The organism is Lacrimispora sp. (genome assembly GCF_036758025.1).
Classification (GTDB): domain Bacteria; phylum Bacillota; class Clostridia; order Lachnospirales; family Lachnospiraceae; genus Lacrimispora.
Genome location: NZ_DAIOXM010000001.1, coordinates 61,365 through 73,801 on the forward strand (window position 1 = coordinate 61,365; position 12,437 = coordinate 73,801).

At 46.0% G+C, this 12,437-nt stretch carries 11 protein-coding genes; 10 read left to right on the forward strand and 1 reads right to left on the reverse strand.

Annotated features, from left to right (window positions below; all coding sequences use genetic code 11):
• Window positions 1–5 precede the first annotated feature (5 nt).
• The 9 genes from V7M78_RS00310 (at window position 6) to prfA (ending at window position 9,642) form a co-directional block, all read left to right on the forward strand.
• Complete coding sequence (locus V7M78_RS00310; RefSeq protein WP_333645456.1) at window positions 6–1,016, forward strand: FecCD family ABC transporter permease; 1,011 nt, start codon at window positions 6–8, stop codon at window positions 1,014–1,016.
• 5 nt (window positions 1,017–1,021) lie between these two features.
• Window positions 1,022–1,792, forward strand: coding sequence for an ABC transporter ATP-binding protein (locus tag V7M78_RS00315; protein WP_333646029.1), 771 nt, complete (start codon window positions 1,022–1,024; stop codon window positions 1,790–1,792).
• Between the two features lie 165 nt (window positions 1,793–1,957).
• On the forward strand, window positions 1,958–2,932 hold the full coding sequence (locus tag V7M78_RS00320) for a Gfo/Idh/MocA family protein (protein ID WP_333645457.1): 975 nt from the start codon (window positions 1,958–1,960) through the stop codon (window positions 2,930–2,932).
• Between the two features lie 28 nt (window positions 2,933–2,960).
• On the forward strand, window positions 2,961–4,280 hold the full coding sequence (locus V7M78_RS00325) for a replication-associated recombination protein A (RefSeq protein ID WP_333645458.1): 1,320 nt from the start codon (window positions 2,961–2,963) through the stop codon (window positions 4,278–4,280).
• A gap of 193 nt (window positions 4,281–4,473) precedes the next feature.
• Complete coding sequence (rho, locus tag V7M78_RS00330) at window positions 4,474–6,003, forward strand: transcription termination factor Rho (protein WP_333645459.1); 1,530 nt, start codon at window positions 4,474–4,476, stop codon at window positions 6,001–6,003.
• Window positions 6,004–6,162: 159 nt separating this feature from the next.
• Window positions 6,163–6,372, forward strand: a complete 210-nt coding sequence (gene rpmE / locus V7M78_RS00335; RefSeq protein WP_158377515.1) for a 50S ribosomal protein L31 — start codon at window positions 6,163–6,165, stop codon at window positions 6,370–6,372.
• Window positions 6,373–6,637: 265 nt separating this feature from the next.
• Entirely contained in the window at window positions 6,638–7,582 is a 945-nt protein-coding gene (locus V7M78_RS00340; protein WP_333645460.1) for a DUF1385 domain-containing protein, read from the forward strand.
• On the forward strand, window positions 7,579–8,442 hold the full coding sequence (prmC, locus tag V7M78_RS00345; RefSeq protein ID WP_442914603.1) for a peptide chain release factor N(5)-glutamine methyltransferase: 864 nt from the start codon (window positions 7,579–7,581) through the stop codon (window positions 8,440–8,442). Before V7M78_RS00340 ends, prmC begins: the two co-directional genes overlap by 4 nt.
• 123 nt (window positions 8,443–8,565) lie before the next feature.
• On the forward strand, window positions 8,566–9,642 hold the full coding sequence (gene prfA / locus V7M78_RS00350) for a peptide chain release factor 1 (protein WP_333645461.1): 1,077 nt from the start codon (window positions 8,566–8,568) through the stop codon (window positions 9,640–9,642).
• Window positions 9,643–9,815: 173 nt separating this feature from the next.
• On the opposite strand, the gene V7M78_RS00355 is transcribed toward prfA, so the two are convergent.
• On the reverse strand, window positions 9,816–11,090 hold the full coding sequence (locus tag V7M78_RS00355; protein WP_333645462.1) for an L-cysteine desulfidase family protein: 1,275 nt from the start codon (window positions 11,088–11,090) through the stop codon (window positions 9,816–9,818).
• A gap of 166 nt (window positions 11,091–11,256) precedes the next feature.
• Here V7M78_RS00355 and V7M78_RS00360 point away from each other — a divergent pair, with 166 nt between their 5' ends.
• Complete coding sequence (locus V7M78_RS00360; protein ID WP_333645463.1) at window positions 11,257–12,156, forward strand: LysR family transcriptional regulator; 900 nt, start codon at window positions 11,257–11,259, stop codon at window positions 12,154–12,156.
• Window positions 12,157–12,437: the final 281 nt, after the last annotated feature.

Consider the following 12,437-nt stretch of genomic DNA (forward strand, 5'->3'; position numbering starts at 1 on the left):
GGAGCTTGGAGCAAACAAAAAATAAAATACTGCCTGGGCAGATGATGTGGATGCTGGTGCTTTTTTTGATGGCTTCTGTGCTTCTATCTTTGCTGGCCGGACGTTATCCAATATCCCTGGCAAGTGTTGTAAATGCGCTTTTAGGGCGTTCTGAGGATGAGCAGATTATCCATATTATTTATCAGGTGCGTATGCCGCGGATATTTGCCGCCATTCTGGTGGGGGGAGCTCTGTCGGTCAGCGGAGCGGCGTACCAGGGGATGTTTAAAAATCCCCTGGTATCCCCTGACTTACTGGGAGCTTCTTCAGGAGCTTCTTTTGGTGCGGTATTGGGTATTGTTTTGTCCGTGGGTATTGGGGGAACTAAGATGATGGCTTTTTTATTCGGCCTTCTGGCCGTTATGCTGACCTGGTTTATTGCGGCCCGGATTGGAAAGGGAAACAACACGGTGTTTTTGCTGGTGCTTGGAGGAATTTTAGTCAGCGGTTTGTTTCAGTCCCTGATTACTCTGATGAAATATACGGCGGATACGGATAATAAACTGCCGGAAATCACGTTTTGGCTTATGGGAAGCTTGAATAAGGCCACTTACCGTGATGTTCTGGGCATGGTGGTACCCTTTTCCATGTGCATTGGCGTTCTGGTGATTTGCAGCAATAAAATCAACATTCTTTCCCTGGGAGAGGATGAGGCAAAGGCTTTGGGGGTAAATACCAGGCTGCTGCAAGCTGTTATTACTATTTCAGCCACTGTTTTGACATCCTATTCCATCTCAATAACCGGAACAATCGGATGGATCGGGCTCATTGTACCTCATTTGACGAGAATGATCATGGGCCCTAATTTTAAGCATGTGATCCCGGGCTCCCTGCTTTTAGGGGCTGTTTATCTTTTGCTCATGGATGATTTATGCCGCAGTCTGATAACCATAGAAATTCCTCTGGGAATCACCACATCCCTGGTTGGAATTCCTTTTCTTATATTTTTAATGAGCAGGAGAGAAAGCAGTTGGTGAAGCAAATGAAAATGGAAATGAAACATTTAAGCTGCGGTTATAACGGCCATGCGGTGATTGAAGATATCAATATTACCATCGGCTCAAAAGAAATGTGGTGTGTTTTGGGAGCCAATGGGGTGGGGAAGACCACATTTTTTAAGTCCGCCCTCCGTCTGCTGAATCCGGTAAAGGGAGATATCATATTAAATGATATTTCCATTGATAAATGGAACCGGAAGGAGCTGGCAAAGCAGATTGCCTATGTCCCTCAAAACCACGTTCCGCCCTTTGCCTTTACGGTGAAGGAAGTCATTGCCATGGGAAGAAACCCCCATCAGCAGGGCATGGGAAGGCTCAGCCCGGAAGATAAGCGGGCGGTGGAAGAGGCCGTAGAACTGCTGGGAATCGGAGACCTCAGCAATAAAGATTATATGAGGATCAGCGGCGGGGAGAGGCAGCTCACCTTGATTGCCAGAGCTATTGCCCAGCAGACGCCCATATTGGTCCTGGATGAGCCTGTTTCCAATTTAGACTTTGGAAACCAGGCCAGGATTATTTCCCATATCTGCAGCCTGGTTAAGAAGCTTGGAAGAACTGTCATCATGACCACCCATTTCCCGGATCATGGATTTTTAGAGGATTCCAATGTGCTGTTGCTTTATAAAGACAAAAAGCATTGTGTGGGAAAAGGAAAGGACATTATTACGGAACAGGCTATTAAGGAATTATACAATATTGAAAACAGAATTATATATTTGGAATCCTGCAATAAGACAGTCTGTGTCTCATTGTAAGATTGGGAAAAAAACCGGAACGAGGGTGTAAAGCTGTTCCGGTTTTTGCATTTTAGCCGGGGGCTGAAGAGAAGGCAGCAGGGACTCCGCTTGACAAAAGGACAAGTTATGTTCATAATGAATCTATGAGAAAGTTTTGACACCAGCCATAGAGGAGGGGGAGCAATGAAAGAATACCGATGGGCAACGCTGGGGTGCGGTGAGATCGCAAAACAGCTGGCAGAAAACATGAAGAAACAGGGAAGGGTCCTGTATGGAGTGGGAAACAGAACCCATGAAAAGGCAGTCAGCTTTGCAAAGACAAATGGTGTGACCAAGGTTTATGACCAGATTCAGGATATGTTTTCCGATGAAGATCTGGATATTATCTATATTTCCACACCTCATAATACTCATATTCCATATATCAAAGAGGCTTTAACGAGTGGAAAGCATGTGCTGTGTGAAAAATCTATTACCTTAAATTCCATGGAACTGGAAGAAGCGGTTCAGACAGCAAGGGAAAATAACGTGGTGTTCGGAGAGGCCATGACGATTTATCACATGCCTCTTTATAAGAAGCTTCAGGATATTGTAAGAAGCGGCAGACTGGGGCCTTTGCGGCTGATTCAGATGAATTTTGGAAGCTATAAAGAATACAATGAGGAAAACCGCTTCTTTAATCGTAATCTTGCGGGAGGAGCCCTGCTGGATATCGGTGTCTATGCACTTTCCTTCGTGAGATGGTTTATGACAGAGGCTCCGGACCAGATCACTTCCCAGGTGAAATTCGCTCCAACGGGCGTTGATGAACAGGCAGGAATCCTTTTGATGAATAACCATGAGGAAATGGCTTCCATTTCCCTTTCTCTCAGGGCCAAGCAGCCTAAGCGGGGAATGGTGGCTTTTGATAAAGGGTATATTGAAGTTTACGAATATCCCAGGGCTTATCAGGCTGTGATCACTTATACGGAGGACAACAGCCGGGAAGTGATTGAGGAAGGAAGTACGGACGATGCCCTGTTATATGAGATTCTGGACATGGAGCGGGCAGTTTCCGGGGAAGCGGATGAAATGTATCTCCAATACTCCCAGGACGTGATGAGGATTATGACGAAAATCCGGAATGACTGGAATTTAAAGTATCCGGAGGAAGTATAAAGGATTTCAGAATTACAGGAGAGAGAACATGGATTTATTTGATTATATGAGGGAAAATACCATGGAAAAGGAATCCCCTCTGGCCTCCAGGCTTCGGCCCTCCACTCTTGATGAGGTGGTGGGGCAGCAGCATATCATTGGAAAGGATAAGCTGCTTTACCGGGCCATTAAGGCGGATAAGCTGGGCTCGGTGATCTTTTACGGGCCTCCGGGAACGGGAAAGACCACTTTAGCCAGGGTCATTGCCAATACCACAAGCGCAGACTTTAAGCAGTTAAATGCTACTGTGGCCGGAAAAAAGGACATGGAAGAGATTATAAAGGAAGCCAAGGATGCCCTGGGCATGTATGGGAAAAAGACCATTCTGTTCGTGGACGAGATTCACCGTTTTAATAAGGGGCAGCAGGATTATCTCCTTCCCTTTGTTGAGGATGGGACTGTTATTCTCATCGGGGCTACTACGGAAAATCCTTATTTTGAGGTAAACGGGGCTCTTCTTTCCAGGTCCCGGATTTTTGAACTGAAAACCTTGGAAAAAGACGACATCAAGGAGCTGATCCGCCGGGCTGTTTATGACAGGGAAAAGGGGATGGGCTCTTATCAGGCAGTCATTGATGAGGATGCCATGGATTTCCTGGCTGATGTGGCAAACGGAGATGCCAGAGCCGCCTTAAATGCGGTGGAGCTTGGTATTATGACAACAGACCGGGACACATCAGACGGAAAAATTCATATTAATATGGATGTAGCCCAGGAATGCATTCAAAAGCGGATGATCCGCTATGATAAGACAGGCGACAACCATTATGATACCATATCCGCCTTTATTAAGAGTATGAGGGGATCAGACCCTGATGCGGCGGTATATTATCTGGCCCGCATGCTTTATGCAGGAGAAGATATCAAGTTTATAGCAAGAAGAATTATGATCTGTGCTTCTGAGGATGTGGGAAATGCAGACCCTCAGGCCCTTGTGGTAGCGGTGTCAGCGGCTCAGGCGGCAGAGAGAATCGGGCTTCCGGAAGCTCAGATTATTCTGTCCCAGGCCGTCACTTATGTGGCGTCGGCTCCCAAGAGCAATGCGGCATGTATGGCTGTGTTTGATGCTCTGGATGCCGTGAAGAATCACAAGACCATGCCGGTGCCTGTTCATTTACAGGATTCCCATTACAAAGGAGCGGGAAAGCTGGGCCATGGACAGGGCTATCTCTATGCCCACGACTATCCCAATCATTATGTGAAACAACAGTATCTTCCCGATGGGATGGAAGAAATTTCCTTTTACCATCCTACAGAAAACGGCTATGAGTTGAAAATAAAGGAACACTTAAGTTTTCTGAAAAAATGACTTTTCTTTTTTCTTGTTAAGGTATATAATGAGCGTATCATACGACTTGATTTAACGTGATTTGGGCCGGAAACCCTTTCCGGCCATCTGTTTGCGATATTCTATCGTAGATCATTCCCAAACTTGCAAAACACGGCCTGATTTTTAATGGAATCAGGCGGACTTCCTTATAAAAATTCAGAAGGAGAATTATATGCGTGAAAAATTACAAACATTGCCGCTGACGGAATTGAAGGAGCTTGCAAAGGCTCAGGGAATCAAGGGATGCAGCGTTATGCGGAAAGCTGAAATTATAGATTTGCTTTGTGAACGAGAAGAGACCAAGGCTTCTTTGGCAGCGCAAGTTCAGCCGGAACCAGTTCAGCCCTCACCCATGCCGGTGACCGTGGAGCAGCAGGCTATTCCGGCAGGAGGACAGAAGAAAACGGTTGTCCGTTCCTACAGGCAGGCAGAGCAGCCCAGGTCCGTAAGCTACCGCCCTGCGCCGGGAAACAATACAGAGGCCCCTGTCAGAAGTGAGGTGCGCCAGGAGCATGTGCCTGAGGAGCCAAGACAGGATTTCCAGCCAAGCCCTGAGCTGCAGGAATTGGACAGCGGCATAGAGGCCCATGGTATTTTAGAGGTTATGCCTGACGGTTTTGGGTTCATCCGCTGTGAGAATTATCTTCCCGGAGATAACGACGTCTATGTGGCACCGTCCCAGATTCGCCGCTTTAATATGAAAACAGGGGATATTATTCACGGCAGCCGCAGAGTGAAAGCCCCGACAGAGAAGTTTGCCGCCCTGCTGTATGTGAAAAATATCAATGGCTATCCTGCAAGCGTTGCAGAGCGCCGTCCTAATTTTGAAAATATGACCCCCATATTCCCGGACAAACGGCTTCATATGGAGTCACCCGGGGGGAAAAATACCATGGCCATGCGGGTTCTGGACCTTTTAGCTCCCATTGGAAAGGGGCAGAGAGGCATGATCGTATCCCCGCCAAAGGCCGGTAAGACTACTCTGCTTAAGGATGTGGCAAAGGCCATCACCGTCAACCATCCGGAGGTTCATCTGATGATTCTTCTGATCGATGAGCGGCCTGAGGAGGTTACGGATATTAAAGAATCCATTGTGGGAAACAACGTGGAGGTTCTTTATTCCACCTTTGATGAGCTGCCGGAGCGCCATAAGAGGGTGTCTGAGATGGTGATTGAACGGGCAAAGCGCCTTGTAGAGCATGGAAGGGATGTAGTGATCCTTTTAGACAGCATCACCCGTCTGGCAAGGGCCTACAACTTGACGGTGGCTCCAAGCGGACGCACCCTGTCAGGAGGTCTTGACCCGGCTGCCCTTCATATGCCAAAGCGTTTCTTCGGTGCGGCCAGAAACATGAGAGAGGCAGGAAGCTTAACCATTCTGGCGACAGCTCTTGTGGATACGGGAAGCCGTATGGATGACGTCATTTACGAGGAATTTAAGGGCACAGGAAACATGGAAGTGGTTCTTGACAGGAAGCTGTCTGAGAAACGGATTTTCCCGGCTATTGACATTCTTAAGTCCAGCACAAGAAGGGATGATTTGCTTCTCACCAGAGAAGAGGCTGAGGCAGTTGAAATTGTGAGAAAGGCCACAGGCAGCTTAAAACCGGAGGATGCGGTGGAAAAAATACTGGATCTGTTTGCAAGAACCAGAAACAACCGGGAGTTTGTGGAGTCCTCCAAGAAGATGCGCTTCTACTAAGAAATCGGGGATTCAGAGCGGTTCATTAATAAAAATAAATGCTTGCATTAAAAAACATTCTATGTTATACTATACAAGCTGTTTATTAGACAAAGTCGGTTTGCGGTTCTAATACTGCGGATTGGAAAAATAGAAATCAGAGTATGCGAGGTGAAAGTCATGAGAGAGGGAATCCATCCAAATTACTACCAGGCAAAGGTTACCTGCAACTGCGGGAATGAATTCGTAACAGGTTCTACAAAGGAAGATATCCATGTGGAAATCTGTTCCAAGTGCCATTCATTCTACACAGGTCAGCAGAAAGCTGCTGCTGCTCGTGGACGTATTGATAAATTCAATCGTAAATATGGCGTTAAGGCTGAAGCATAATTTTTTAGCAAATCAGCCGCTTGGTGAGCCCTTTGACACACCAGGCATCCTTATTATATCAGGAGCAATGAAAAGGTTGAGTTTGGTGGAAACACTTTAGCTCAGCCTTTTTTGTATCATAGGAAATTGCGTCTTATGATACAAAAAACACGACCTGAGGATCGCACTGTGGCGTAGAAGAAAATGTTGCTGACGCAACCGCCACAGGCGGAGAATCTCGCAAGCGAGATTCTTTCTTAATTAAAAATAGAAAGGAGGAAGGCGTATGAAGTATTCAGGAATCGGCGGTCAGGCCGTCATTGAAGGCGTTATGATGAAAAATGGGGATGAGTATGCCACTGCTGTCCGTAAGCCCGATGGGGTCATTGAGGTGAAAAAGGATGCTTATGTCAGCCTGGGAGAAAGGGTGAAACTGTTTTCCCTTCCTTTTATCAGAGGAGTTTTCAGCTTTGCAGACTCCATGATTTTGGGAATGAGGTCGCTGACATTTTCGGCCAGTTTTTTTGAAGATGACGAAGAGAGCCAGGAGCCTTCCAGATTTGAAAAGCTGCTGGAACGGATATTTGGAGAAAAACTGGAAAAGGCGCTGATGAGCATTGTCATGGTGTTTTCTGTAATCATGGCTATCTGCATTTTTATGGTACTGCCCATGTTTATTGCCAATATATTCCGGAATTTTATAAAGTCACAGACGGTAATGGCTGTTTTGGAGGGAGTTCTCAGGCTCAGTATTTTTATCGCTTACATCAAATTGGTTTCCCGTATGAAGGATATCCAGAGGACGTTCATGTATCATGGGGCAGAGCATAAATGCATCAACTGCCTGGAGCATGGACTGGAATTGAACGTGGAAAATGTGAGAAACAGTTCCAAGGAACATAAGCGCTGCGGTACCAGCTTTCTTTTAATCGTTATGATTATCAGCATTCTCTTTTTTATGGTCATCAGGGTGGAGACTCTGCCCATGAGGATTGTGAGCAGAATCGTTCTGATTCCGGTGATTGCAGGAGTTTCTTATGAGTTTTTGCGTCTGGCCGGACGCAGCGATTCCAAACTGGTGAATTTGCTCAGCCGTCCAGGTATGTGGATGCAGGGGCTTACCACCAAGGAACCTGACGATGATATGATCGAGGTCAGCATCGCTTCTGTGGAAGCTGTATTTGACTGGAGAGAATTTTTGGAAAAGAATTTTCCGGAGAAACAGGCATGAACATAACGCTGCAGCTTTTACTGGAGGAAGGAATTTCAGCATTTTCAAAGGCCGGGATCGGGGAAGCAGAACTTGATGCCAGATACCTGCTTTTGGAAGCCTTTCATACGGATATGACCCATTTTCTTTTGGACAGGGACAGAAAGCTTTTAGAGGATGAGGTTACAGAGCAGGCAGTTGGGAAGTACCATTCCATGGTGGCAATGCGGTCAAAACGGATTCCTCTCCAGCAGATTACAGGGAGCCGGGAGTTTATGGGACTGGAGTTTTATGTAAATGAATCAGTGCTGATTCCCAGGCAGGATACGGAAACTCTTGTGGAGCTGGTTTTGAAGGAGCATAAGGGAAAGAATCCCAAGGTGCTGGATATGTGTACCGGAAGCGGCTGTATTGCCGTCAGCCTGGCTTTGCTTGGAGGCTTTGACAGTGTGACGGCGGTTGACATTTCTTCGGAAGCCCTTAAGGTGGCGGGGAGGAATGCGGAGAAGCTGATGGGAAATGGCAGAATTGAGCTGGTGGAAAGTGATTTGTTTTCTGCGCTGGATGAAAGCCGAAAGTTTGATGTGATCGTGTCAAATCCGCCTTATATTCCCACTGAGGTAATCATGGGACTGGAGCCGGAGGTTAAGGACCATGAACCTATGCTGGCTCTTGACGGCAGGGAGGATGGACTGTATTTTTATAGAAGACTGGCCGCAGAGTGTGGCAGATACTTAAATCCTGGCGGAGCCGTTTATTTTGAAATCGGTTACGACCAAGGGGAATCGGTAAGTGAACTTTTAAAACATGAGGGATTTGAAGAAATCCGAGTGAAAAAGGATGCAGCAGGCCTGGACCGTGTGGTGTGTGCAGTCCGGTGAAGGACATTTATTGGCATGTGTGTTTCATAAAGAATACTGCGGGCTGAGTTCTGCCCGGAAGGATATTTAGGAGAGTAGCCGTTCAGATGAATGGAACTTTTTGATAAAAGTAGGAGGTTATCGATGTTTGATCGATTGGATGATATTTTAATTCATTATGAAGAGCTGATGCAGGAGCTTAATAATCCTTCTGTGGCGGAGGACCAGAACCGTTTTCGCAAGCTGATGAAGGAACAGGCGGATTTGGCTCCCCTGGTTGAGGCTTATACCCAGTACAAGAAAGAAAAGCAGAACGTACAGGACAGTCTGGCTCTTTTGGAAGAGGAAAATGACGAAGAAATGCGGGAAATGGTAAAGGAAGAGTTATCCGGCTCCAGAAAGCAGATCGAGGTTCTGGAACAGGAGCTTAAGGTTCTTCTTCTGCCTAAGGACCCTAATGATGACAAGAACATTATGCTGGAAATCAGGGCCGGAGCAGGCGGCGATGAGGCGGCTTTGTTTGCTTCTGAGCTGTACCGTATGTATGTGAACTATGCAGAGGGACAGCGCTGGAAGGTGGAACTGATCAGTGTAAATGAAAATGGAATCGGCGGTTTTAAGGAAGTGGTTGCCATGATTACGGGCAAGGGTGCTTATTCCAAGATGAAATATGAAAGCGGGGTTCACCGGGTACAGCGTGTTCCGGAAACAGAAAGCGGCGGCAGGATTCACACTTCTACGGCTACAGTGGCAGTTATGCCGGAAGCGGAAGAGGTGGACGTGGTGATTGAAGATAAGGACGTGAGAATCGATGTTATGCGTGCTTCCGGAAACGGCGGGCAGTGCGTAAATACCACGGATTCCGCTGTACGTCTGACTCATATGCCTACGGGAATCGTTATTTACAGCCAGACCGAAAAATCTCAGCTTCAAAATAAGGAAAAGGCTTTCCGTCTGCTTCGTTCTAAGCTGTATGATATCGAATTGGAAAAAAGGCAGAGCTCAGAGGCTGAGGAGAGAAGGAGCCAGATTGGTACGGGAGACCGTTCTGAGAAGATCCGGACCTATAATTTCCCTCAGGGACGGGTGACGGATCATAGGATTAAGCTGACTCTTTATAAGATTGATGCTGTTATGAATGGGGATATTCATGAGCTTCTGGATTCCCTTATTGCGGCAGATCAGGCTATGCGTTTGAGTAAGCTGAATGAAGAAGGTTAAAGACTGATGATCCGGGGCTTTTGCCGGATGGTGTGAATCCTGGAAATATAATGCGAGCGATGGGCTTCCTGGGAGGGGGCGCATCGCTCGCTTTTGATTTTTTGCTGTTTTTTCCTATGCTATTTTTATCTCGGACACAAGGCGTTTATTTCAAGAGGTTCTGAAACAGGCTTTTATTTTCCCAGCATGATTTTAATAATTTCTTCATTGGTTTCTCTCATTCCCTCTTTTCCCAGCCTGCCTACGTTTTTAATGGTGGCTTCTACACCTTTGGTAACGATGCCGTCCCCATCGAAAAACTGTTGTCCCTGGCGGTACATGTGATAGCCGAAAATCCCGGCTTCCACAGAGGAAGCTATTTTTGCCGCACAGGAAGCTTTTGCGCCGTCACATACGATGCCTGATACAATGGCCAGGGCGTTGACGATTGTGTGAGTGATATCTTCATAGCTGCCGCCCAGAAGATAAGCGATGCCTGCCCCGGCTCCGGCTCCTGCATTTACGGCTCCGCAATAGGCGGATAAGCGGCCCAAAGAAGTCTTTTGGTGGATGGCGGTTAAATTGGACAGAGCCAGGGCCCGGTATAGCTGTTCCTTGCTGGAGTTTAATTCATTTGCGTATACCATGACCGGTACAGATACGGTAATTCCCTGATTGCCGCTTCCCGAATTGATGATGACGGGCAGTTCGCATCCGTTCATTCGTGCATCGGAGGCTGCTGCTGCCATAGCCTTTGCCTTTACGGCCAAGTCATTTTCTGACATTCCCAGAAGTACCTTGCCGATATTGGCTCCATAGCTTTTTTTCAGCCCTTCTTCCGCAATGGCCCAGTTGTATTCCATCTGGCGGTCCAGAACTTCTTTGATATCATGGATGTCCACCGTATTGATGAAATCCCAGATGTCTTCCATATTGAGCAGTTCACGTCCGGCCAGAGGCTGTTCTTTAAGATCCGGCGTCAGTTGCTTTAATATGTTTCCATCCTTTTCAATGAGGATGATATTGGTGTGATGGCCGGCAATGCGTACTTTGCTGTAGGAAGGGCCTTTATACAGGGTGACGAGAATGTCAAAGGTGATTCCGTTATTCAGATGTTCTACGGTGATTTCCGTTTTTTCCATGAACTGTTTCATCTGGGTGATCTGCTGGGGGGAGGTATTCGCAATGACTTCCAGCTTTTTTTCAGGGTCCCCTGCGATGATTCCGGCTGTTACAGCGGCAGGAATTCCCTTTAAATGGCCGGTCTGGGGTACAATTACGGATTTTGCATTTTTAATGATACTTCCGCTGGCTCCTGCCACTACCTTGTCCGGTATATCACCCAGCACATCTCTTGCAACAGCGGCTGCATAGGCCAGGGCAATTGGCTCGGTACAGCCCATGGCTGGAATAAGCTCTTCTTTTAAAATCTGTATGTAGGTGTTGTATTTTTGGCTTGTTTTTTCCATGATGAGGTTATATCCTTTCTAAATGCCATTGGTCTTTTGAGGGGGATTTTAAAATGTCGTTGATTTATAAGTATTTTTAATGTACCATAAAAGCATGTGCATGTAAAATTTAATGTTTTTATGATAATGTTTAATATTTTTTAATTGTAGAAGGGAGGGAAGAGGGATGGAGCTTCGGGAAATTAAGACATTTTTAGAGGTGGCAAATTTAAAAAGCTTTTGCAAGGCTGCTGAGAAGCTGGGATATTCTCAGGCTGCGGTTACCATACAGATCAAACAACTGGAAAGGGAGTTAAAGGTTCATTTATTTGACAGGATTGGGAAACAGACCACTCTGACTCATGCAGGTGAAGTTTTTTACCAGTATGCTTCGGAGATTCTTGGAGATGTGGAGCATGTAAAAAATATTTTATCGGAGTCAGATCAACTTACGGGAAGGCTTGTGATTGGAACCATTGAGTCCATTTGTGCTTCATTATTTCCTTCTCTCATACAGGAATATCACAGGCTTTATCCAAAGGTCAATGTGAGTATGGTCATTGATTCTCCCGGGGAGCTTCTCGCCATGATGGAGAAAAATACCGTTGATGTGGTTTATTTTCTTGACCAGCAGATTTATGATACCAAATGGATTAAGGTGCTGGAAAAACCGGAGAACATTGTTTTTACGGCTTCCAGGGAGCATCCTTGCGCAGGAGTGAAAGGGCTTAAGCTGGATCAGGTTATTGGACAGCCAATGATTCTCACGGAAAAGAATGCCAGCTATCGGTTCAGTTTAGAGCAGTATTTGGCAGCAAAGGGAAAGAAGGTGTATCCCTTTCTGGAAATCGGGAGTACGGAATTTATTATTAAACTGCTTCGCAATAATGCAGGAATCTCCTTTCTTCCGGAATTTACAGTGGGAAAGGATGTTGAGGAGGGGGCTCTGGCGGTTCTGGATGTGGAAGATTTTCATTTGCAGAATTGGAGGCAGGTTGTTTATCATAAAGATAAATGGGTCAGCAGGGAAATGGCAGCTTTTATTGAGTTGGTTCAGTCGGCGGAACAGGGGGGAGAGGAGAATTAGGATTGGGTATAGTGAAACCTTTCCCGGCGGTATGGCTGGGGAGGGTTTTGGCCTGTTAAGAGGGATTTATTGGGAGATTTGGGAAAAGACTATTGATTATTTTGGAAAAATCAGGTATACTTATTGTAATGATTTTATTTTTCATCTTGCAGATTTCTTCTGCAGGATTATCTTGAAAATTCTTTTTCGTATTTTGTAAGTTCAAAATTATCCCATTTTTTATTCATTGATTTATAAGTGTTTTTAATAGTTATGTCTGAAATTTCTTGTATTTTTATTGT